Origin of the sequence: Halobacterium noricense, from assembly GCF_021233435.1 — an archaeon.
Lineage (GTDB): Archaea > Halobacteriota > Halobacteria > Halobacteriales > Halobacteriaceae > Halobacterium > Halobacterium noricense.
Genome location: NZ_CP089470.1, coordinates 1 through 21,349, shown reverse-complemented (window position 1 = coordinate 21,349; position 21,349 = coordinate 1). Strand labels below are relative to the sequence as shown.

At 57.0% G+C, this 21,349-nt stretch carries 20 protein-coding genes; 8 read left to right on the top strand and 12 right to left on the bottom strand.

All coding sequences use genetic code 11. From position 1 onward, the window contains the following. Positions 1-176: 176 nt before the first annotated feature. A complete protein-coding gene (locus LT974_RS17515) occupies positions 177-518 on the bottom strand; it encodes a MarR family transcriptional regulator (protein WP_232590801.1) in 342 nt (113 codons plus the stop codon). Positions 519-844: 326 nt separating this feature from the next. Between LT974_RS17515 and LT974_RS18045 the strand changes: the two genes are divergently transcribed. Next, entirely contained in the window at positions 845-991 is a 147-nt protein-coding gene (locus LT974_RS18045; RefSeq protein ID WP_230892641.1) for a DUF7563 family protein, read from the top strand. Positions 992-1,771: 780 nt separating this feature from the next. On the opposite strand, the gene LT974_RS17510 is transcribed toward LT974_RS18045, so the two are convergent. The 6 genes from LT974_RS17510 to LT974_RS17485 form a co-directional block, all read right to left on the bottom strand. After that, positions 1,772-2,821, bottom strand: a complete 1,050-nt coding sequence (locus tag LT974_RS17510) for a hypothetical protein (RefSeq protein ID WP_232590800.1) — start codon at positions 2,819-2,821, stop codon at positions 1,772-1,774. Beyond that, positions 2,818-3,504: a hypothetical protein gene (locus LT974_RS17505; RefSeq protein ID WP_232590799.1), complete on the bottom strand. Its 687-nt coding sequence runs from the start codon at positions 3,502-3,504 to the stop codon at positions 2,818-2,820. Before LT974_RS17505 ends, LT974_RS17510 begins: the two co-directional genes overlap by 4 nt. Then, positions 3,501-3,887, bottom strand: coding sequence for a DUF7344 domain-containing protein (locus LT974_RS17500; RefSeq protein ID WP_232590798.1), 387 nt, complete (start codon positions 3,885-3,887; stop codon positions 3,501-3,503). Before LT974_RS17500 ends, LT974_RS17505 begins: the two co-directional genes overlap by 4 nt. Before the next feature lie 819 nt (positions 3,888-4,706). Next, positions 4,707-5,342, bottom strand: coding sequence for a helix-turn-helix transcriptional regulator (locus LT974_RS17495; RefSeq protein ID WP_232590797.1), 636 nt, complete (start codon positions 5,340-5,342; stop codon positions 4,707-4,709). Positions 5,343-8,239: 2,897 nt separating this feature from the next. Beyond that, positions 8,240-8,683 carry a hypothetical protein gene (locus tag LT974_RS17490; protein ID WP_232590796.1) on the bottom strand — a complete coding sequence of 148 codons (444 nt, stop codon included), beginning with the start codon at positions 8,681-8,683 and terminating at the stop codon, positions 8,240-8,242. An 804-nt stretch (positions 8,684-9,487) separates the two neighbouring features. Next, on the bottom strand, positions 9,488-10,480 hold the full coding sequence (locus tag LT974_RS17485) for a transposase (protein ID WP_135830781.1): 993 nt from the start codon (positions 10,478-10,480) through the stop codon (positions 9,488-9,490). A gap of 300 nt (positions 10,481-10,780) precedes the next feature. Here LT974_RS17485 and LT974_RS17480 point away from each other — a divergent pair, with 300 nt between their 5' ends. The 3 genes from LT974_RS17480 to LT974_RS17470 all read left to right on the top strand — a co-directional run bounded on the left by LT974_RS17480 (position 10,781) and on the right by LT974_RS17470 (position 13,320). After that, positions 10,781-11,239: an HVO_A0114 family putative DNA-binding protein gene (locus LT974_RS17480; protein WP_232590795.1), complete on the top strand. Its 459-nt coding sequence runs from the start codon at positions 10,781-10,783 to the stop codon at positions 11,237-11,239. Between the two features lie 150 nt (positions 11,240-11,389). Next, positions 11,390-11,755: a hypothetical protein gene (locus tag LT974_RS17475; RefSeq protein WP_232590794.1), complete on the top strand. Its 366-nt coding sequence runs from the start codon at positions 11,390-11,392 to the stop codon at positions 11,753-11,755. Between the two features lie 386 nt (positions 11,756-12,141). Next, the gene (locus tag LT974_RS17470; RefSeq protein WP_232590810.1) at positions 12,142-13,320 is read left to right on the top strand and encodes an orc1/cdc6 family replication initiation protein; all 1,179 of its coding nucleotides are present in this window, start codon (positions 12,142-12,144) and stop codon (positions 13,318-13,320) included. A 629-nt stretch (positions 13,321-13,949) separates the two neighbouring features. Here LT974_RS17470 and LT974_RS17465 read toward each other — a convergent pair. The 3 genes from LT974_RS17465 to LT974_RS17455 form a co-directional block, all read right to left on the bottom strand. After that, the gene (locus LT974_RS17465; RefSeq protein WP_232590793.1) at positions 13,950-14,399 is read right to left on the bottom strand and encodes a hypothetical protein; all 450 of its coding nucleotides are present in this window, start codon (positions 14,397-14,399) and stop codon (positions 13,950-13,952) included. A gap of 331 nt (positions 14,400-14,730) precedes the next feature. After that, positions 14,731-15,126, bottom strand: coding sequence for an HVO_A0114 family putative DNA-binding protein (locus tag LT974_RS17460; RefSeq protein ID WP_232590791.1), 396 nt, complete (start codon positions 15,124-15,126; stop codon positions 14,731-14,733). A gap of 17 nt (positions 15,127-15,143) precedes the next feature. Continuing rightward, positions 15,144-15,371, bottom strand: a complete 228-nt coding sequence (locus LT974_RS17455) for a toxin-antitoxin system TumE family protein (protein WP_232590790.1) — start codon at positions 15,369-15,371, stop codon at positions 15,144-15,146. 189 nt (positions 15,372-15,560) lie between these two features. Between LT974_RS17455 and LT974_RS17450 the strand changes: the two genes are divergently transcribed. The 4 genes from LT974_RS17450 to LT974_RS17435 all read left to right on the top strand — a co-directional run bounded on the left by LT974_RS17450 (position 15,561) and on the right by LT974_RS17435 (position 19,614). After that, a complete protein-coding gene (locus LT974_RS17450; protein ID WP_232590789.1) occupies positions 15,561-16,424 on the top strand; it encodes a hypothetical protein in 864 nt (287 codons plus the stop codon). 68 nt (positions 16,425-16,492) lie between these two features. Then, on the top strand, positions 16,493-17,131 hold the full coding sequence (locus tag LT974_RS17445; protein WP_232590788.1) for a hypothetical protein: 639 nt from the start codon (positions 16,493-16,495) through the stop codon (positions 17,129-17,131). A gap of 24 nt (positions 17,132-17,155) precedes the next feature. Beyond that, entirely contained in the window at positions 17,156-18,322 is a 1,167-nt protein-coding gene (locus LT974_RS17440; protein ID WP_136361172.1) for an ISH3 family transposase, read from the top strand. A 917-nt stretch (positions 18,323-19,239) separates the two neighbouring features. Beyond that, on the top strand, positions 19,240-19,614 hold the full coding sequence (locus LT974_RS17435) for a hypothetical protein (RefSeq protein ID WP_232590787.1): 375 nt from the start codon (positions 19,240-19,242) through the stop codon (positions 19,612-19,614). Between the two features lie 277 nt (positions 19,615-19,891). Here the strand turns inward: LT974_RS17435 and LT974_RS17430 are convergent, their stop codons facing one another. Both LT974_RS17430 and LT974_RS17425 read right to left on the bottom strand, forming a co-directional pair. Next, positions 19,892-20,320 carry a hypothetical protein gene (locus LT974_RS17430; RefSeq protein WP_232590786.1) on the bottom strand — a complete coding sequence of 143 codons (429 nt, stop codon included), beginning with the start codon at positions 20,318-20,320 and terminating at the stop codon, positions 19,892-19,894. Continuing rightward, complete coding sequence (locus tag LT974_RS17425) at positions 20,317-21,162, bottom strand: ParA family protein (RefSeq protein ID WP_232590785.1); 846 nt, start codon at positions 21,160-21,162, stop codon at positions 20,317-20,319. Before LT974_RS17425 ends, LT974_RS17430 begins: the two co-directional genes overlap by 4 nt. Positions 21,163-21,349: the final 187 nt, after the last annotated feature.

The following is a 21,349-nucleotide window of genomic DNA, read 5'->3' as shown; positions in this document are numbered from 1 at the left end:
GGACACACCGTCTTCGAAGTATCATCTCCATCTGTACAGACGGTTTCTCGACGGTACACTACCGCTACGAAAACACGCCTAATAGAGTTGGTTCAGCGTGAAACAAGCCGAAGACCCGAGATCAACCACCGTCCTGCATGTGTTGAATAGCCACCCACCAACTGAACGGTACCCACTTATAGAGAGTCCACCTGCTCCTCCCAGCCTTCAACAGCATAGGCATCATCGGGCGTGGCATCATGTAACTTTGCGGCGGCATCAACCGACTCAAGCCGCCGTTGAAGCTCTTCTGCGCGATCTACCGGGACGTAATAGGCTCCCTGAGACCGTTCGACGAGGTCGTCTTCGAAAAGGGTGGTCATCGTGTCTGCTGCGTCCGCTTCACTCATGTCGGTGCTGGCGGCAATCTCAGACGGCGTGAATTGCTCTCCGCGATTGGGGACGAGAAAGCCCAGCGCATAGTACTCGTCAGTGTCTGGAATGACCACATACGGGTTCTCGTCGTTCGAATCACCCATGAGTCCACTACTAAGGGTACACCGAAGCCATGTGAATCTGAATACCGATTCTGGGATGGGGACTACTCGTTAGTGGTGTCGCTGCCACTCTCGGTGAAGTATCCGTGTTCGGTCTGAAAATGGTCACAGACAACTTCGGTATCAGGCGGGAGGTCATCGCCGCACTCAGTACACGTAGCCATAGTTGACGGTCATGTTGAGCACACCAAAATACGTTGATATTCGGGAAGCGAGCTCTGGCTACCGATTCTTGGGTGAGGAACCGGGCAACGATACAGGTGGGCAGCCACAGAAAGCCTATACTAGCGGCGTCGAGTGGGCGGTGTATGCCGGAGTGCCAGAACTGTGGGAGTCACGTCACCGATGCCTATGCCCGTGTGTTTACGCCGGACGACGTGACGAGCCCACGCGCCTGCCCCAGCTGTGAGACCGTCACGCGTGATCGCAATGGCATCCGTGAGAAACGAACCTGACAACCTAAGATACAAGAAAACCCACGGAGAGGGTGTCAGAGGCCTATTGGCCAGGTGTTTCGGTTCGACGGGTAGTCGAGATGTATTTCCCACTCTTAGCGGGTGCAGAATCTTAACCAACGAAGCAGGTGGAAATCCGGCTGTCTGTTGGTTAAGTCCTGTCGCTCTTATGTAGAAACATGGAAAGGCGCAGTAGAGTGGCTATTAGTGTGTTTTCTCGGTGAAGTGAATTCTGCCGAGGCCGACCGTCAAACAGCTCCTCAAGCACAAAACTCTCATCGGAGATCGACCGTTTTCTGCACCTCTACACAAGAGCGAGCCCTGGATGGCCGTTTCGGCGGGGTAAGACCTCCTCTTTGCGAACTGTACTGAACAACTGTCTCCACCCCCCGTTTGCGATATGTATATATGCGAATTTTAGGCGTTATAGCCCATCTCCCCTCCGAACAAGTTTCCGAATATCGGCCGGCAGAGCAGCCCAAGTGACAGACATCCGAAACAAGCATCGTGTTCACTCTCGCGGAGCGCGGCCGTCAATTGCAGAAGCGACTAGAGGGGCTTGACGGGGCTGTCCAACTGTTCGAATCCACGCCAATTGATGACGCGTATGCTGACACGGATTGGGAGACCAGACTACCGAGCATCGATGAGTAAGCCGTACACGCACCAATTAACCAAAGCCCCGACATCTCGAAACGAGTGCCGAGACTCCACCGGAGCGGAGACTCCTCCGCACCGTAACTGCTGGGACTCCTGCTGATCGAAGTGTTGACTTAGACGTCAGCGTCCAGCAGCGGGATGTGTATCCTCATCCCGATCACTCTCAATCGGTTCGTAGTCGGCGTCTTTCCCTACTGGGGTGAACCCTGGAACGTAGCTAAACCGTTTCCCCGGCTCGTTGTAGAACAGCAACGGGAGCGAGCCCCGATCATCGCGAGCGCGGTACTGTGGCCGCCACTCCTGGAGCTCCATCGTTGGTTTGGCAACCTGCGGGGCAGGCAACTCAGCACGTTCAAGATCTTGTAGCTCAAGCACCCTCACCTCGAATTCACGCGCAAGTTGCTCCGTTCGAGGCGTTAGCTCGGTCGTATGGCAGAGCACTGGCATCGCCCGGCAGGCAAACGCCACAGTACACAACCGGAAGAGAGCCACTGGCGTGATTGGGTCGTCCGTCCAGTCTTTACATTGGGCGACAATCCAATCACTGGGGTCCTGCTGTTTCGTTTTCCGCGTGGCAACGACGTCAACCTCCAGACTGAAGAGATGTTGGCGTCTCACCGCACCGTACCCCCAGCGTTCGAGTGCTCGCTGGAGCTGGTACTCGAGCCACCGCCCATCGCTATCGCCACGACCACCAACGTGCGGGTCGACATCGTCGACACTGATCGTGTCCATCTCGGCGAGTACTGGACTGTCTGCCGGCACCGCTGGCAGGATGTCCCGCAGCGCCGTCGCATACTCAAGTGCCGTTGTGAATTTCGCGGCCGGGGCTTCATCGTAGTGGTAGGCTGCCGGCTGCTCAGTTCGGAATGATTGAATCAGCCAACACAACTCTCGTTCGATATTGGTGAGTGCGTCCTCGTAGTCGCCCCCCGTGTCTGGAGTCTGGACGTCCCGCGGTTCATCAGTCCTGTCTGACTTGGGGAGAATGCGTTCGGCTTCGTTAACTGGCTCGCTCGCCAAGAACAGGAGTCGGCGGGCGAACCTCCGCTGGTCAGTAGAGAGCGTGTGGTCAGTCTTGAGCGTGTCACGAACGGACGCAATCATATCCGTGAGCACGCTCAGGTGGTCGTCGTATCCGTCCGGGAGTGAAGGCGTATCCGACGTCATTGTGTGAGTGGACTTTGGGTGAAGTGCTGTCGCGTTAGCGGCGTCTCTGCGAGCGACTGGAGCGTCGGCTGGCCTTGCTGTTGGAGATGGTGGTAGAGTTCGTCTTCGGTGACTGTGTACCACTGCTGGCTGTCGCGCTCTCGATACCGGAGTTCGTCGTTGACGGCGACAACGACGCCCTGTTCGGTCGTTGCGGTAGCCTCGAACACGAGCGCTGGTGGATCCGGATGCGTCCAGGCGCCGCGGACCCATGCAAGCAGCGTGTCGATCGACGGCGGATCGACCGGGTTCGGATACCGTGGTGCAGCGGGTGCGCGGATCGCGACGTCGTCGACGGTGTCACGACGACAGACACGCCAGCCGTCTCCCGTCCACTCCAGTTCACGCCGCGTCCAGCTGTCGCCATCCCTGGGCTCGAGAACGAGCCGACGAGGTGGTGTGCCGGATGGATTCCACTGGAGGAGACACGACTCAGAGTCAGGGAGGGAGGTGTCGTCCGTTCGGCGCTGGTGGTCGAGTAGTGCAGCGTCGATCTGTGCCCGCGCTCTGTGCAGCATGGCAATTGGATCGCCTGCCGGTGTGGACTCTGTGGCGTCGGTCTCAGCAACGCTCTCAAACAGCCGGTGGAAGTTGGCGTCGATGTCTTGAAGGACTGCGAGTGCTGGCTGCTGGGCGTCCGTCATGAGGGGTCCTCCGATTCTGGCTTGTAGCACGCCGTTTGGAGTCGGCGGATGTATTCGGCGAGCGGTTCGGTTGCATCCGCCGCAGTCGCAGTCTTCGAACGGCCATCATAGTCGATAGCACCGCACTCAGCGAGCGTCTCGAGATGTGATTGGGTGAGCGTGATGTAGACGGACGTCCGCTCGTCACTGCCGACTTTGCTGGGGTCGACTGAATTTTCGATGGCCGCGATTTCGAAGGCGAGTTCGTTAGCGGTGAGCTCGCCGCTGGTGCGTGACAACGATAACAAGACGCGTCGACGACGACTATTCGAGATTGCGTTGAACGCGACGTCGGGGTCCATCGGGATGGCGAGCGACGCCGTGTCGTCGGTTGTATCGTCCATTCAGACCGCCCCCGAGGTGAGTGTGGTTCGTCGATGCGTCTGACGGGTTCTCGAGGAGGTGTCGTCGGGGCGGTGTTCGTCGGTGCCGTGCGGGTGCCATGGTAGATACTGCGGTATCAGTTCACGCAGCTGGATACCTGTGGGACTGCTGTCGTCGTCGGGTGTGGCAGTTCGTTGGTGTGCGAATTGTACGGCGTGGTGTGTCAGTGGGTCGTGTTCAAGCGTGGCGCTCTGTGAGACAGAGTTATCACTGTTGACCCTGGTAATTTGGCTTGCTGTCATCGGTGTGGCAGCACGATTCCTCCGGCGTGCCTGCGCCGGGGGATTCCGCTAGAATCGTGCTAGTTCTGTGTTGGATTGGCTGTGACTTTTATATCGCTGTCACAAACCCTGAATCGCGTATTTGCGTCTTTGAACGTCTGTACCGCAAGAATCTCCTTGTAGTGTTATCGACCTATTAATTCACACTCCACTACCTCCGGTAGTTAAAAACAAGTCTCTCACAGCCCCCACTCCCGCGGTACTTCGTGGGGGGTTGCGAGTCTCGTTGTGTTTTATCTATTGAAATTGGACTGTTCCCTACAAGAGATATCGCTATAATAGATTAATACACAGAAATATTCTCCCTAATTATCCACCCCTTGCGGTATGAAATCCCCGGCAATTAGGTTTCTTAGACAACAATACCAAATACCCAATACAGACTCGACTCACCCCATTACGATTTGAATCATGCCACGATAACCATTAATGCGAAACTATCCTGACAGTCAACATCCTGTCCGGCGAGAAACCGCGTCGCTCGCGGCACCCGAGACGTTACAAACGGACCACAGGTGATTCGCCAGTATAGACCACGTCTCTCGATCGTGAATTACGTCGCACGCTAATTTGAGGGTGGTTTGTGAGTCTGTTCGTGATTGCAACCTTGTACTGGTGGATATCCCTGAAATCAACGACGTCGAGATCGTTCAGCTGCTTTATTTTGGTCCGAAGGGCCTTCCCCGGTAGCTCCCCATCTTGAATGAGTACCCACAGGATATCGTGAATGAGTGACTCCAGGGCCAGTTGCTCTTCGTCCGTCCCGGATTGACAGACACGTGAGGCCACGCTCGCAATATCGTCAGTGCCGAATTCGATACGTAGTGAGGATATCTCAGACGGGACTTCATTCGCTGTGGAATCGTATTGACTGGAGTCTTCACACGGGGAAACTAACTCCTCTGGCTCACACGATTCTACTAGCTCATCGGCGGAAACGTGAGATGGGTCAACAGCGGTAAGTCGGTACAATCCTCGATGGACGCGATCAACGTATCCTTCATCTTGGAGATGCCGTAACCGCTGACTTACATACGATTTGTTTCGGGTGAGTTCATCTGCTAAATACCGCGGGGTGCACCTGCCCTCTCTGAGCTTCGCTAAAATCAGCTGGTCTGTCTCATTCAAGTCCATACGATAACGTCCTCACTATGAACTAATGACTAATTAGTTATTAGATATTGCGGTCCTAGAGTCGCATCTAATAGGTAGTTAGAAGAGGAGGTAGAGGGATATAGGAGCCCACAATTCAACGTCAATCCGCATTTCTCTGAATGATTCACCAATAGACAGAACTACCGTGACCGTGACCGTGACTTCCACTCAACCGAGGCTGGGCGCGTTAGCCATGAACCCGTGATCTCTGATACCACTGAAAACTTCGATGAGGGACTACTCGTTGAACGAGGGTCACAGATCTCGTCCGTCCACACTTCAGTCGCACCAACTCAGAGACCAGGACAACCACGATAGACGCATAACGCCTCTACAGGCTGAACAGGGCGAGTGCCTCGGGGCTTGTCCCCGAGGTACTTCACAGAGTCGTACCGAAATATCGTCAAAGTCATCACGAGCGTCCCCCTGTTCGGCTCCCCGTAATCATCACATCGGACCGAGGCCTTGCTGTCGTCTCGGTCCGCAGAGCGTTGTAAGCGATATGGAGAACACAGACCATCCAAACAGCGTCCCCAGCGAGCAAAAGCGCCTGAGCCGACGCCACACGTATTAGCCACGTGCCTGACTTGGCCGTGGGACCTGGGTTGACAATCCCGTTCGCTGAGTCGAGGCCCCCACATTTTGCCGACCTAGTCTTGTTCTAGTTGTTGTTTGCCGGCCCCGGCTACTCCCCGCCGCCGCGCCCACCATCCGGCCCCGCCCCGACTGACACGCTGGCTCCGCCCTGAGAGTCCCGCCTACGGCAACGCCGGGCAAGATCTTCTCCTGCTCTAATACCAACCCCCACTCTCATCCCCCTTCTAGAGCCCTCCTAGAAGGGGATGTCTTGTTCCCGGACGTCGAACCGCGTTGGCCCTCAAGCTGTCCCCCTCGCTGTCTGTTGTCCGCTGTCGATGTTCGCTGTCCGTTGTTGCTGTTGCGTTCCCGAGCCGTGTTGTGTCGTTGCTGCCTGCTCGTGCTATCGCCCCCATCCCGCATCGCCCTCGACCCCCGACGTCGTCGTCTTCGTTCTCGCTCTCGCTCCCCCCGCTCCCGCTTCGCTGTCGTCGTCGTCGTTGTCGCTGCCGCCCCACCACATCGTCGTCGTCCTCGCTCCCTTCACCCCTCCTCCATCGCTGTCGCCGCCACAGTCCCAAGTCCTGCAGCACCCACCCCCGAACCCCATCGTCTCGCTTCACCATCGCCACTCCCATCTCGCTACTCGACCCCACCAACTCTCGTTCTCGCTGCGGCGATGCATCCCCTACTTCGCTCAGTCCAGCCAGTCCCCATCTCGCCGCCGCACGACCGCAGTAGTTCCCCGTCTCTACTGAGTCCAGTCTGACCCCCACCACTGCTACTCTCCCCGCCAGCCATCCACCCTCGCCACTCGACCACTGACCCCCTCTGCCTTCTCGCTCAAATACCTCGCCGGTAACGACCGAACTCCACCTCCTACTCGTGTGCTCCCCCGAGGGTTCCCACCAGTATCAACAATCTGGTAGTCCACTCTCCCATCACTCCTTCCCTCCCCCTCTCCTCCTCGCCTCCAACCCGGCTCCGCCTGAATCAACCGCCACGCGACTACCAACTGGAACTTCAACCTCCCTGAACCCTAATTGTGTGAATTCCGCTGGTCATATTAGACAAGTGGAGAACTCTGTATAGACCCTATAATCGCGTCTCGTTCCGTGGCTGAACGTATGTGGCTGAATTTGGGGGTGGCGAATTAAACAGATTACCCCCTGAATTGCACCGCCATCTGGTGATTACACAAACTAACAGGTAGAAAGCATAAATAAACATGGAAGCGCCCAATTCGATTGCCGTCTGGTGATTACACGGGGTTTTGAAGCCGGTTCAAGAGTTAAACACAGACACGCCGAATCCTACTGCCGTCCGGTGATTACGGTACTAAACATACACCCCCTGAATCCGGCCGCCGTCTGGTGATTAGGGTGCCGGGGCGATTCTGTGAGGGGGCTCTGACCGAGTAAATACAACCCCCGTGAAACTCTGGGGCCGTCCGGTACTTACGGGAGTAAACACAGACACCCGTAATCCCAACGCCGTCTGGTAATTACGCGAGTTACTGTCTGCGCCGCAGTTCTACTGTGGCAGTAAACACGCACCCCCCGGAATCCGACTGCCATCTGGCAATTACGGACATAAACATGAGACCCCCGAATCCGGCCCCCGTCGTGTACTTAGAACCGAAAAACACCGGCTAAACTATATCGAATATGGTAGGTATGGCGAGAGCGGTGGGAGAACACCGCCGATGATCACGGGGAAGACAACCTCAGCGATAGCGTGGGGTGAGCTCGGGCGGCGACTGCCGAGCACTCGCGTTCGGTACTGGGCGTCACTGTGGACGATTCGTTGTTGATGGTGTGCTGGTTGTGGGATCGGGGTGTCGTTGAGGTTTCTCACGTCCGTCGTCGTTGTAGAAACGTTACTGCGTTCGGCTTTCGTGCGTGTGGGCTCGTTGTGCGAACAGTATACTGTCGGTACTGGCGGTGTAGACGCCAGATCAGATTCAGCGGATTCGACCCCACCGCCCGCGACCAGTACACGCCACCCGCATCGTGTCGAACACGCGGTGGTGGCTGCTGGAGTACGGGTTCGGCATTCTCCTGTGCGGACTGCGCCGTGCATCACCCCCGAAGTCGTGTGGAGACCCATCGACTGTGCTGGTGGCGTTCATTCGTCGTGGCTGTGGTGTCGTTGTGTCGTGCGCCTGAGCGTAGCGTGTGCTCGCCGTGGCGCTCGTAACCGATCGTGCCGGTAGGAGACCGCGCGAGGAGAGAACAACGTGAGGAGTCGGATGGCGCGCTAGCGGTGGGCGGTACCGACTCGGGATGTCCAGGTGGCGGTTACTGAGCGGGTGCTGCGGTGTCGTCGCTGGCGTCGTCGTTGGTGTCGTCGGTAACTTCCTCCGTGGATGAGTCGATAGTTACGACTTCGCCCTCTTGGTCGAGGTCAAGTCGGAAGCCGCCTTCGACGTTGTCGCCGCCGATGTCGTCGTCCCACTCTGGCGTGTAGCGGATGGTTTCGTCGGGCATGATGTCGTTGTTCTTGAGGAAGCCTCGCGCCGAGATTGTGTGGGTCTTACCGGCGCGGTGGGCGTAGACATCTCCCCGATCGTAGTTTTCCTCAAGGGGAATGATTGCGATCTCGTTGCCACTGTCGTTGTACGCGAGCATGACGGCTTCCTTGTCATCGAGGTACTGTTCACCGACTGTAGAGTTCGGCGCAATCTGGCCGTCCTCACGAAGCGTGATGAACTCGCGTCCGTGGAAGACACCGAAACCCATCATCCGAGAGAGGCTTTGAATTGGCTGTTACACGTCGTCGAGAATGACTCCGACGTTGTCGGTATTCGTGCTGGCGTCGGCTCGAGAATGGGCTATAGTCAGCGTATTCTTTGTCGCGAGGAGTACAGACGCTTCGACTTGCCTTCGGCGCGTGTTCTCTGGTACGGTGGATTGGGACGTTCTCTCCAGCGGTGTGCGGGTTCGCCTTCTTCGATGAGAGAATAGGCGTGGAGAGCTGTGATTGTGTCGTCAGCTGTCGCGAGACGCTTCCGAGCAGTCGTGTGCTTGAATTCGCTCTGGCAATCCGACTCGCCCACAGACCGGGCACTCGACGAGCGGCGTCGGCGGGAGGTCACGACACTGCCGTAACGCAGCCTCCAGATGCGCACGGACGACGGCTGACTCACAGCGAGTGAGTGCTTGTGCGAGGTGCATCTCGAGTGCTTCGCGTGTGGTCTGTCCCTGTTCGGGACGCGTCCGCCGCGTCATCGTGGCCCTCGAAACAGTACGGGCTGGGTCAGGGGTTGATACAACTTGGTGGCGGTGTGTTGCCACTGGGGAAGATATTGCATGTGATTCAGAGGCGGGAGGTGATGGGGCGACCACGCCAGGACAACACCGTGCTGGGTCGTGGCCGTCACATCCCTTTTCAATCCCACCTCACCCCACTCGGGAGTTACAAACTTCCCGTCTCGAACCGACCCTTCTCAATCTCTCTAAACGCCCTCATTACGGACATCAGCTCTTATCCTAGCTCTTCGCTGCTGACTGTGATTACTATAGCACGAGGGTGTCATAGAACTCTTCTCACACCGTGATGATCGTACTTCCCGGATTGTCTCCACGTTCGTAGTTGGTGATAGCGACGACGAGGCGAAGGCACAGGGCAACAAACACCTGCGCCCGTGCGTGGACGCGGCCTCGGGCGTGCGTTCGCCCGAGGCCGCAGTCCTTCACTGATTCGTTGGTTCGTTCGACTCCAGTACGGCGGTTGTACGTCTCATCCAACGTGGACTGCTTCAGCTGAACGTCCTCGCTGTGTTCGGTGATGCGGTCTTCGACCCTGTACTCGATGTCTTTCGGGTCGTCAGTGTTTCGCGCGTTGTACGGCGCGACTGGCACGACCCCTGCGGCCAGCAGGTGGTCGTGCCAGTCGAGCGTGTCGTAGGCGCTGTCACCGACCATCCAGATCGGCTTGGCGACGGCGAGCGCGTCACGCGTGACGCGCATCGCCGTCTCCTCTGGCGCTTGTTTACTCTCTGTGAATTCCGCCGCGATTGGGATCTTTTGCCCGGTCGAGACGATCGTACAGCCGTAGCCGTAGTAGTACTCGTCGTCGGTTGGATCGTAGCACTTCGACGCGTCTTGATCGGCAGGCATCGCCCTCACGTCCGTTGAATCGATACAGTAGGTCAAGTCGAGCAGGCCGCGGACGGCGGCCTGCTCGACGAGTCGGTCAAAGACTTCGTCGACGACGTGTTCGAGGTCGGTGAGAAAGCGATCGACCGCGTCTCTCGACGGCGGTCGATCGAAGCCACAGCTCAGCCAGACAACCGTGTTCCGAAGCTCTCGTTCAACTGGACGAATTCCATAGATGTCCTTGTAGTAGCAGTGGAGGAAGCCACGCATCAGCTCTGGTGGTTCGTGCTCTCGTGTTCGCCCCGTCTGCGCCGGGGCGAACACGTCGAACTCTTCGAGAAACTCGAAGGAGAGGTGCTCAAACAGCGCTAGCGTCTCGGTCTCCGCGACATTGAAGAACGTCTCTACCGAAGGATCATCTTGCAGGGTCGCTGAGGCCATACCATCTCAGCATTCACCCTGCTCTTTGGTGTGGTAATCGTTCTATGACACCCTCGCTATAGATAATGCAGAAACGATTGTGAAGTGGCAGGGGCCAGTAACATCGGCGAAGACCCCGAACCGTGAGAAAATTCACGGTGCTCGAAGTCAGACACATGATATCATGAGTTACGAAGACCGCGAACCAGACGGATCCGACAAGCACCGGGAGCGGGTTCGAGAAATTATCGACGAGGACCGCGAACTCCTCAACCAACTCGAGTAGCCGCCTCTCCCCTCTTCTGTCTTTGCTACGGAACAATGACTGACACGTCTGGCGACGGCTGGCCCGAGAAGTACCGCGACCCTCGCGACCGCCCTCACCCTGACGTCCTTCGCGTCACCGTCGAGGGCTTCGACCACACACGCGAGCAGACGCTTGCCGCTGCTGATGCGGTTAGCGATGGCGATGAGCAGCCGGCAGTCGTCTCGTTCGCAACGGTGGGTGAACTCTGGAACGTCTTCATGAACCGGCGTCTCGAACTGCTGCGCGTGCTTGTCGCGGCCGAGGGTGCCGCAGAGAGTATCTCTGCGCTCGCGGAGGCGCTTGACCGCGACTACCGGACCGTCCACGACGACGTCACCCGACTCGCAGACTACGGTCTGTTGTTCATCGCTGACGATGGACAGGCGAAGCGGCCGTACGTTCCCTACGAGCGAATGCACCTGGATGTTGAGTTGGCCGGAGCCGAATCCAGCGACGAACCCGCACCCACCTGACCAAACGAATGCCAGAATTGCGGCGGGCACGTGACCTCGGACCACCTTGACGTATAAATTCCTTAGCAGTCCTCGTGAAATGGGCGCAAAATGGGGGTCTAACTACGGTATCTTGGCAAATTTTTTCTGTTTTGTTTGCGACGTTAGCCTGTGAGCCCTCCACGGAAACAAATAGCACTCGGCCTGCTCGTCGGTCTGCTCGTCGTCACGGCGGGTTGTAGTGCGTTCCAGAACAGTAGTACCCCGACCGATACGATGCAGTTGGTCAATCAAGATAATGTCAGCCACGCAGTTATGGTTGAAATTACCAGTGGCGGAGAGCTGGTGTATTCGGCCGGTCGGACGCTTGACGCCGAATCGGATACTCAGCTGGAAGCGTTCGGCGAAAACGGCGAGTACCAGGTCGCGGTGACCGTCGATGGGAACACGACTGTCAAGACGTACACCTTCCCAAGCGATGATTCTGCAACCACAATCGGCATCGACAACGATGGGCAGGTAACAATCAGTACATAACGTGTACTTAGCGATTCATCGAATCCCCAGGAAACGAGTTTCCGCGTGAACCACCGGGTTGCACGCTAAGAGAATTCGTTTCCGAGATGTTCACACGTGATTGGGGATTCTGAGTAAACAAATTGGAGATTAAAATATTCACCCGCTCAGACGCTGATTCACAGAGACACCGTGCGGTGAGCGTACGTGTGTTCACCCGGTTGGGTAACCGCGGCTCGTTCAGGGTCGCCAGAGAAGTAGCTAAGATAGCAAGGAGGGGAAATATAGAGAACAACGGAAGTACTGGGGTTGGGATACCCGGGATTGTTTATATACATTCATTTCAACGGAAACACCGGAAGTGGGTGGTCGGTGGATTTATTGTCTCATCCTTTCCACGTGCAGCCATGGCCGACTTCACGTTCGAACAGGACACCCAGATCTTCCGGGATCGAGACGCCCTCACGGAGGACTACACTCCGAACACACTCGTCGGGCGCGACGACGAACTCGAGGAGTTCCACGCGGCCCTCCAACCAGTCATCAACGACGAAAACCCCTCCAACATCTTCCTCTACGGGAAAAGCGGCGTCGGGAAAACAGCCGCCACCCGATATCTTCTCGGCCAACTCCAGGAAGACGTTGAAGAAGTCCCCGGCGTCAGCGTCACTGTCGTCGAAGTGAACTGCGACGGCCTCAACACCAGCTACCAGACCGCCATCGAGATTGTCAACCAGCTCCGGCCACACGAAGACCAGATTGCTTCGACTGGCTACCCCCAGTCGAAGGTCTACCAGTTCCTCTGGGAGGAACTAGACGCCTGTGATGGGACGGTCCTCATCGTCCTTGACGAAGTTGACCATCTCAACGACGATTCAATTCTCTACCAGCTCACCCGAGCTCGAGACAACGGCAACATCTCCGACGTCAACCTCGGTATTATCGGCATCTCGAACGACCTGACGTTCCGCGAGAATCTCTCGTCAAAAGTTCGTTCATCCCTCTGTGAGCGCGTGGTCAGTTTCTCCGCCTACGATGCGCGACAGCTCCGAGAAGTCCTCAAACAGCGTGAAGAAGTGGCGTTCTACGACGACACGCTGAGTGAGGATGTAATTCCGCTTTGTGCTGCGCATGGAGCGCGTGAGTCGGGTGATGCGCGACGGGCGCTTGATCTGCTCTTGATGGCGGGCGATCTCGCGAGAAAGAACCACGATGAGATGATTCGAGAGGAGCACGTCAATCGGGGGAAAGAAGAGATTGAGAAGGAGATTATCGCGGAGGGGATTTCGGATCTTTCCGAGCACGCACGGGTTCTCCTGCGGACGTTGATGAATATGACTAACGAGGGTGCGACGCCGGCACGGACTCAAGAGATTATTCCGATTTACCGGAAGATCTGTGAGGAGACGGGGAAGGACCCTGTGTCGGTGCGGTCGATTCGGGATAATCTTGCGGCTCTTAGCCAGCTTGGGATTGCGTCTCGGAACGAGATTAATCAGGGACGGAGTGGTGGGAAGTTCACGAAACACGAGCTGGTGTATGAAGTGAAGACGATTCAATCCGCATTAGCGAGTATTGGGGATTGAGGTACTGGTCGCGGTTTTGGTGGGGTGTTTTGCAAGAGTCGTACTGGACACCCCCACCCCACTGCTTCCGCTGTTCTTCGAGTTTCTTGAGGATGCTGCTCGTAGGACAGCCACCTAGTTGGTTTCTTGCTGTTGTCGTCTCCTGTTTAGTGCTGGTTGTGTCTATTTCTAGAAGATACCTTTATGACGTTGAATGTAAAATTAATCCGTAGTCCATCTTTATTCGGTAAATGATGGGGATGCTGGAATTATCCCCATCACTTCTTCACTAGAACAGCGGAAGCAGTGGGGTGGGAGGGTAGTCAAATATACATCCCACCCGAACCAAAGAACAGCGGAAACAGTGGGGTCGCTCGTCTCATATCACGCCAGCCGATGTTACGGAATTGCGTGACGAATCCTAACCAACATCTAAGGACGGAAGAGTAGCCTGTTGGTTAGAACTTGAGTCGCCAAACGGAACCAAAGAACGTGTGCCTAAGGCCACCAATCCAAAACACTCCCCACCGCCCCGCAGCCGCACCCGCAACCAGCCCTGCTGGCGAGCGCGAAACCATTCAAGGCCGATAGCGGTATTCTATCAAATCTGGTATGGTTTCAGGCCAGAGTTACCAGATTGACCAGGTGGTTTAGAAGGAGAAATAGGAATTATTCGTCGCGTCTTTGAATTCAGAAACGGATGCGAGTCGGCGGTCACCAGCTAACTGTGATTTCGTGATTGCCATTTGGGTATTATCTTGGGCAAGCTGATTCATCTCCTGTGATTTGAGAGCAGACTTTTCAAGAGCAATCTGTGCAATCTTCTTCGCGCGCTCAGTATTCGCTAACTGTTTCGCCTCCGAGAATTTCTGCTGAGCCTGCTTGAACAAATTGGCCGATTCTCTGAATAATGCTGGCTCTTTGCGGTCTTTCGTTTCTGAAACGTTAGGAGAGGTTTCCTCAGCGTCTTGGAAGTAACCATGACCGAGACGATATTCACTAATCGCGCTGCTGGCGTCTGAATTCTTACTTAAGCAGCCCGATGAGGCAGCGATAACGGCAGTCGCGCCTGAAGCAAGTAGCCTACGGCGGTTAACCATGCTTCCGAATCTAGGAAGGCGAATAAAAAGTGTGCTGGTCAGCTCATGTTCCGTCTTCTTTCTGTCTCCTCACGGGGCTCCACGTCGAGATAACTGATTTTCGAGATGTGCACACGAGATCGGGAATCCTTTGTGAACGAATTCGTGGGAAGATTAGAAGGTTCATCCGTTTAGACGCTGATTCACGGCGACACTGTGTCCTGAGGACATTCTTGTTCACACAACCGGGCAACCGCGGCTCGTTCAGGGTCGCTCGGCCAATACTACTCTAACCAACACCTGCCGACAGATTCGGCCGGTGTTGGTTAACACTGAGGGCGAGAACCGGGCGCTAGGCGTTTGCCGGGTCCCGTTGGGCTCCCGTCGACGTCAGCGGGAGGTCGATGTCGATCTTGTCGTACCAGACGACCGGGCGTTTCGCCTGTCCATCTTCCTTGAGTTCTAGGAGGCCGTAGTCTGCGAGCTCGTTGACGTTCTCCAAGACCTCCGGGGGGTTCCGGTCGACGAGACGCGCAAGTTCCCGAATGCTGCTGGGATTGTGTTCGACGATAGCTTCTAGGAGCTCAAGGTTCGTGCTGCGGAACACCCGCCCGAACGTTTCGAGGTCTTCGATGGCAAGCGTCGGATTGTGGGCCGTGACGTCCTCACCAGCATCAATCGCTTTGAGATGGTCTTCGAGGCCGCTACGGTCGGGGGAGCCAATCGTGACGTGGAGTGTCTGAGTCATGGTGTGTTGGTTAGTGGCTACCAGTTGGTGCGTTTCTCTTCGGGGAGTGCTGCCCGCCACGCTCGGTAGAGGTTGTCGAATCGAATGATGGGCGTGTCGCCGCCGGCTTCGCCGTAGTGGAACGCGTATTTGACGCCTTCAGGGAATTTGTCGGATTCGGGGACGTCGAGGATGCGGATTCGGGCGACTGTGTTGTCCGCGTAGGCTTCGATTTCGTCTTCGAGAACGATGACCTCATCGCTCATCCACAAGTGTTAGTATAATCCCTAACATAATAACCGTTAGGGCTAGCCCTAACGGCATGGTGAACGGGGTGTCCCCGTTATAGTAACAGACCACCATCCTAACCAACAAACGTAGTCAACGCATGGAATATGTTGGTTAGCGCTCGAGTACCCGAAAGTGATTTTCCGGTCGCATAGATTATCCGATTTATGCCAGACCAGCGCCGCCGTGCGGCCCTCGCTTCCATCGGTACAGCCGCCGTCACGGTCTTCGCCGGCTGTAACTCCACCTCCAACAATTCCAACGACTCCGAGAGCGGAGATGCCACAGCCGCAACAAACACGTCGACGTCCACGCAGTCGTCGAACGCAGATGTCTTCGAGGCGGTCGAGCCGACCACTGGCAGCCTCCCCACCGAGAACGAGGAAGGCGCAGCCCTGGACGTCGCACTCACGGACACATCGATCTCCGCAGTTACCCTCCGCAACAGTAACGGATCCGAGGTTGCCCGCCGTGAACTCGCTACCGGCACCGCAACACAGCTGCCTCTTACCGGGCTTAAAGCCGGTGCGTTCGACGTCGTTGCCGTCAAAAACGGAAATGTTGTCGGAGAGCAGTCGATTACGCTTGAACGGAGTTTCGAGGTCGACAATATTACTCTCGCCAAGTCCAGCGGGGTTGGCTCAGATAAGCAGGTGACTGATAAGATTGCTCTGGAACTGTCGAATACGGGAGATCTCCCGACGCAAATTGAGGTACTACGTGTTGAGGGGGACGTCCCGAATCCGACGCCGCCTCGCTTCGAACGACCAAGGATTAGCGGAAGGGCGACTGCGGAATTTAACCCGGGCGAATCGATGACAGTAACGTCTCGTGGGTCACCGTTAACGGGGGATTCGGACGAGTTGTGTACGGGTGAGTCGCGAAGTGCAGATGTCGTTCTTGAGACGGCACATGAGCATGTGGCGACCGTAGATCTCGATTTCACCTTGTTTGGTAGTCAAGTGCAATCTGTGGGGAGTGTTGGCTGTCAAAAGTCGTCGATTCAGGATTGGACTGTTAGCGAGTCGTAGCCCATTCTCATTTTCTAGAACGTTTTATCGACAAAAATATAATAGAGATAGAAATTGTGAACTAATCTATGCCGGGAATCGGACAGACAGTTAAAAATGCCATCTACGACGTTATTGGTGGGCTCGTCGAGCCAGTCCGTGGATTCGTCAAGTGGTTATTCAGCCTCGCAGCGGACTACCTCACCAGCACCCCCTACCCCGATAATCTCTATTCATTTGGCAGCCCGACGAAGGATCCGTGGGCGACCCTCTTCCAGAACATATACAACGACACCGTCATCCTGCTTCTTCCCACACTATTCGGGCTAGCGCTCGGGCTCGCGATGTTCTTCAACATTTTCACGCCAAAACAGAAGCAGACGAGCATTCGTCGAGCTGTCTTCGCCTATCCGCTCGCCTATTCATGGTGGTGGTTTGGCGGTTGGTTCCTCAAATTCAACAACGACCTCGCAGACGTCATTCTCGGAGGTGCAGCAGACCAATTTGCATCAGCAATCACCGGATCTGCCACTTCTGCAGCCGGCACGGGCATCGTCGCCCTGCTTATCTATATCGCTGGTTCAAGCGTCCTACTGGTAGTTATTGCTGTTTTCCTACTCCGGCGAGTCGGCATCTACGCCTATATGGTCGCGATGCCCATTCTGTTGATGTTCTGGATAGTCCCCATCAAGCCCGTTGAAGGATCAGTACATCACAAAGCCGCTTAGTTAGAACGTCTGCTTGCTGAAGGTGTGTCTACGACCCAGCAAGCAGACAGTGAGATTCACGAGGACCAGCTTCTTAACTTTCTCGTCAACACCCTTGAGGAGGAAGTTCCGCTTTCCTTAGCCAATAACGCTGAAATCACTACTGAGGGCATCTATGAGGTCCTCGTCGGCGCTTGCGCCGACGGGACCTCTGTCTCTACGCTCTGTGCGTCGAGTCAGAACGGCCCCGCTGCCAACACGATCCTCTACCATCTCCGGACGAAGTTCGAGCCCAAACGGCTCGAACGAGTCGCTAACACGCTTCTTCGACGAGATATCGTCGAACTGCTTCCTGAGCAGGTGGAGGTCTGCGCAGACCTCCACCTGCGGCCCTACTACGGTGATGAAGACGACACGGAGAACCTCTATCACTCGGAAGCCAAGCGTGGAACCACCGCATTCCACGCCTACGCCACACTCTACGCGCGTGTGAAGAACAAACGATATACGCTGGCGGTGCGCCGTCTCGAAGACGGCGACACCGCCAGCAGTGTCCTCGCTGAGTTTCTTGGTGTACTCGACGGCCTTGACGCCGATGTCAAGGCCGTCTACCTTGATCGCGGATTCTACGACAGCAAGTGTCTCACGCTGTTGCAGGCGCACAACTACGCCTACGTGGTCCCGATCATTCAGTGGGGGAAGACGATTCAGCAGGAACTTGCGGAAGGGTGGAGTCGCGTCATTCAACACGATCTGACGGGGAAACTCGACGGTCACAGCTGGACCGTCGAGTTTCCCGTCTACATCGACTGTACGTACCTGAACGGACGGTACGACGACCACGGTGTGGCGCGTCACGGCTACGCCGCTGACGCGCCGTTTATCGAGACACCACGCCAGGCTCGATACCATTACTCGAAACGCTTCGGTATCGAGTCAAGCTATCGCTTGTCCGAGCAAGCGATAGCGACGACAACGACGCGAAACGCGACGGTGAGACTTCTGTACGTTGTGGTGAGTCTGCTCTTGCAGAATGCGTGGCGGTATCTGCACTACGAATACGTGGCGACGCCGCGCCGAGGCGGGCGTCGCCTCTGGTGGTGGCCGTACAAGGAGTTCGTGAATATGGTTCGGCGGGCTGCGTGGACGGCCCTCGCGGTGCGTCGGGCCGTCCCCGCGAATCGGCCACCTGACGACCGGTTCCACCGGTAGTCACCGACCGAGCAAGCTCCCTTCAGGAGTGGCAACGCTGTCGCGTCGGCGGCTGACTGCCGCCGACAGCGACAGCTCCCTCTTCGATCAGCGTTGCTCGACCGTTACTGACGACTCATCACAACAGAACAGATGGCTCAGGTCAGGCTAACTGGCGATGCTTTGTGAGGTACTGAGGATGGGCAAAGAGCATGATGGGGAAATTCATTCCGCTCGTCTTAATGACCCTCCCGACCGCCTTACTACTCCGAATTGGCGCATTACTCCTCCAAGGCAACGGAGGGGCCGCTGCCACAGGAACCGGCGGAATTGGGGCAGGGATGACGTCAACAGTTCTTGGATTCGCGACGATTGCGGGTGCAGCGCTGGTTCCGAAGTACGTGTTTTCGTTCTCGTCGCAGGTGTCAAGTGCTGTCCGGACGGGGTCGCGGACAGGCCGTGGGGTGTCTCGTGGGATGCGGGCGTCAGGGGCAGGCGCAGCGGCAGCAAGCAATGGTTCGTCACAGGCTTCGGGCAACAGAAGTGGCGGTAGCCGTAGTGGCGGAACGTCGAGTGGGACGAGCGAGGAACACAAGCACGACCCGAAGACGGATTTCTCGTCGTCACGGCGGATGCGGTCGCAGCGACGTCGTCGTCAGCAGCGTGCCGAACGCGTCGGGTCAGGCGCACGCAAAGCTGCACGCGGGAGTAAACGCGCCGCCAAAGGGACCGCAAAAGGAGCTGGGAAAGGTGCGGTGACAGCTGGGAAGAAAACAAAGAGTGGGGCGGAACGAGCCACGGATACAATTGCGCGAAACCGGCGCGCAGAGGAGTCCACAGCCCGCGGCATTGCTAGTGACGCGACGGACGCAACCGTCAATACGGCAAATTCAGCGGCCGAAGGAATGCACCGGTATCGCATGCGAGCGAAGGAGAATATGGCACTCCGGAGTGAACAGCTCCGCGAGAAATACTGGTCGAACGACGACGACGGCGGCAACGCGAGGCGGCAGGCTTCCATCGACGAGTATGATGATGGAAACGGAGAACCGGAGTCCGAGAACCACGCGCAGACGGACCTCGAAGAATACGAGGGTACCACAGCCACCAACGACAGCACGGAGGCGCGGGAAGACGCGGAGCCAGCTATGGACAACCAGCCAGACGACTCACGGATGGACAGCAGCGACGTCACGGAATCCTCCGACGAGTGGAGTCGGTCAGACGCCGATACGGCTAGTTTCTCCACGAACACCCAAGACCACTCAGCGTCCGGCGAAGACGAGAACAGCAAGGAATCCAGCGACGATTAAACGCCGGCCGCCTACACGACGACCGCGTCGTTGATCGGCTTGACGGAGCCCTCGAAGACGTCTCGTTAGGCGACATACTCGATTACGCCAACACCGGCTTCGTCGCCATTGCCCTGGTCGTTATCGCAGCATACAGCATCACGTGCGTCGCGAAGTTCGCGCACCTGGTCTCTGGCACGCCTAACCGTCTTTCACAGTCACCGCAAAAGACGTCACCGTCGGCGACACCACCCTAAATCCACCGTCGACGCACTCAGACGACTCGCGATGGTGCTTCCTAGAGCAGCGAGTCGCCTTCGTGCTTGTCTTCCGCCTCGTCGAACGTCTCCAGCACTTCCGGCGCCACAGACGCCAGTCCAGCGAGGAACGCCGCACGCGCCACGGACGACTGGTCTAACTCGTCCGGGTCGAGGTCCACGCCGACAGCATCACCGAGCGCTGCAAGCTCCTCACGAAGCTCCTCGGACTCATCCATCGCCGCGAGGATTGCCTTCGACTTCTCGTGCCGGAAATTCACGTTCGTCCGCAGCTCGCCGGCCTCAATCTCTCCCAGCTTCTCCGCGATGATGTCCGCCGGCGTCGTTTCGGAGACGTCTTCCTCAGCTTCCTCGTCGAACAGCGCCTCCTCGCCCTCGCTCTGAGACTCCGGCTCCTCGGGTTCGTCGTCCCATGGATCCTCGCCAGCACCGGACTTCATACCAGTCATACCTCAACACCCCGCGTTTCGCGTGTAATGAACTGCACGAGCTCTCGAATCTCCTCAAGCGTCTCGACCTCGTAGTCGCGGCGCCGCGAACGGTGCTCCTCGACGTAGCGGAACGCCGTACACTGCTCGCGCCACATGCCCTGCATCAGCGACGTCCGGTCGTCGATGACCACGGGCACGTTGTAGCCGAGGTCCTCGATCTCCTCGCGGTACTCCTCCTGGTCGGTCGTGTGCTTGACACCGTTCGGCACGACCGCGAGCACGCCGACGTCGATGCCGACGTTCCGCTCAAGCCCGTCGACGAGCTCACCGAGGCCTTCGACGCTTTGCTCTCCCTTCCCGGACAGTTCTAGCGGCAGCACGAGCGAGCGCGTCGCGTAAATCGCGTTGTAGAGATGGTCGCCGCTCGTCGCCGGTGGGTCGACCAGAATCACGTCGTACTCGCTCGGGATGCCTGATTCGCCGAGCACGCGATGTAACTGGCGTTCCGGATGGAACTCACCGTCAGCGCGGTCCTCTGCCTCGTAGAGGAGACGGGTGAGCCGCTCCAGCATGTGATGACTCGGGATGACGTCGATGCCTTCCTCGGTCTCCTCGATGAGGTCCTCAACGTCTCCTCTCGGCTGGCCGATGAGGTGTCGGACGATGTTGTCTGCGTCCGGGTCCGCGCGGTTCTCTCCGACGTCCAGCAGGTGCGTCAGGGATCCTTCCTGCGGGTCGAGGTCGATAGCGAGGACGTCGTCACCGTTCTCTTCGTGGCCATGTGCGAGGTTCGCTGCGAGCGTCGTTTTGCCGACGCCGCCGGCCTCGCTGTAGACCGTGTATGAAATCGTTCGTGCCATCGTTTACGTTTTCGTTATCATAATCGCATACGTAAACACTAACGGATATGGTGAAAGTGGAAAGTCGCCTATCGACACCCCCACAACAACGTTTTCGTTCCTGCTATCGTAATCGTTCACGTTATCGTAATCGTTTCCGTGTTCGTTCGCGTCTAAGGCGGTCATCCATCCAAACCCTCCAAAACAG

What these genes read in the sequence shown, in the direction of transcription:
- LT974_RS17515 (WP_232590801.1), bottom strand. Translation starts at nt 518, where the DNA reads ATGGGTGATTCGAACGACGAGAACCCGTATGTGGTCATTCCAGACACT.
- LT974_RS17450 (WP_232590789.1), top strand. Translation starts at nt 15,561, where the DNA reads ATGCCAGACCAGCGCCGCCGTGCGGCCCTCGCTTCCATCGGTACAGCC.
- LT974_RS17485 (WP_135830781.1), bottom strand. Translation starts at nt 10,480, where the DNA reads ATGGCCTCAGCGACCCTGCAAGATGATCCTTCGGTAGAGACGTTCTTC.
- LT974_RS17455 (WP_232590790.1), bottom strand. Translation starts at nt 15,371, where the DNA reads ATGAGCGATGAGGTCATCGTTCTCGAAGACGAAATCGAAGCCTACGCG.
- LT974_RS17480 (WP_232590795.1), top strand. Translation starts at nt 10,781, where the DNA reads ATGACTGACACGTCTGGCGACGGCTGGCCCGAGAAGTACCGCGACCCT.
- LT974_RS17500 (WP_232590798.1), bottom strand. Translation starts at nt 3,887, where the DNA reads ATGGACGATACAACCGACGACACGGCGTCGCTCGCCATCCCGATGGAC.
- LT974_RS17425 (WP_232590785.1), bottom strand. Translation starts at nt 21,162, where the DNA reads ATGGCACGAACGATTTCATACACGGTCTACAGCGAGGCCGGCGGCGTC.
- LT974_RS17490 (WP_232590796.1), bottom strand. Translation starts at nt 8,683, where the DNA reads ATGATGGGTTTCGGTGTCTTCCACGGACGCGAGTTCATCACGCTTCGT.
- LT974_RS18045 (WP_230892641.1), top strand. Translation starts at nt 845, where the DNA reads ATGCCGGAGTGCCAGAACTGTGGGAGTCACGTCACCGATGCCTATGCC.
- LT974_RS17430 (WP_232590786.1), bottom strand. Translation starts at nt 20,320, where the DNA reads ATGACTGGTATGAAGTCCGGTGCTGGCGAGGATCCATGGGACGACGAA.
- LT974_RS17445 (WP_232590788.1), top strand. Translation starts at nt 16,493, where the DNA reads ATGCCGGGAATCGGACAGACAGTTAAAAATGCCATCTACGACGTTATT.
- LT974_RS17435 (WP_232590787.1), top strand. Translation starts at nt 19,240, where the DNA reads ATGGCACTCCGGAGTGAACAGCTCCGCGAGAAATACTGGTCGAACGAC.
- LT974_RS17460 (WP_232590791.1), bottom strand. Translation starts at nt 15,126, where the DNA reads ATGACTCAGACACTCCACGTCACGATTGGCTCCCCCGACCGTAGCGGC.
- LT974_RS17470 (WP_232590810.1), top strand. Translation starts at nt 12,142, where the DNA reads ATGGCCGACTTCACGTTCGAACAGGACACCCAGATCTTCCGGGATCGA.
- LT974_RS17495 (WP_232590797.1), bottom strand. Translation starts at nt 5,342, where the DNA reads ATGGACTTGAATGAGACAGACCAGCTGATTTTAGCGAAGCTCAGAGAG.
- LT974_RS17510 (WP_232590800.1), bottom strand. Translation starts at nt 2,821, where the DNA reads ATGACGTCGGATACGCCTTCACTCCCGGACGGATACGACGACCACCTG.
- LT974_RS17505 (WP_232590799.1), bottom strand. Translation starts at nt 3,504, where the DNA reads ATGACGGACGCCCAGCAGCCAGCACTCGCAGTCCTTCAAGACATCGAC.
- LT974_RS17465 (WP_232590793.1), bottom strand. Translation starts at nt 14,399, where the DNA reads ATGGTTAACCGCCGTAGGCTACTTGCTTCAGGCGCGACTGCCGTTATC.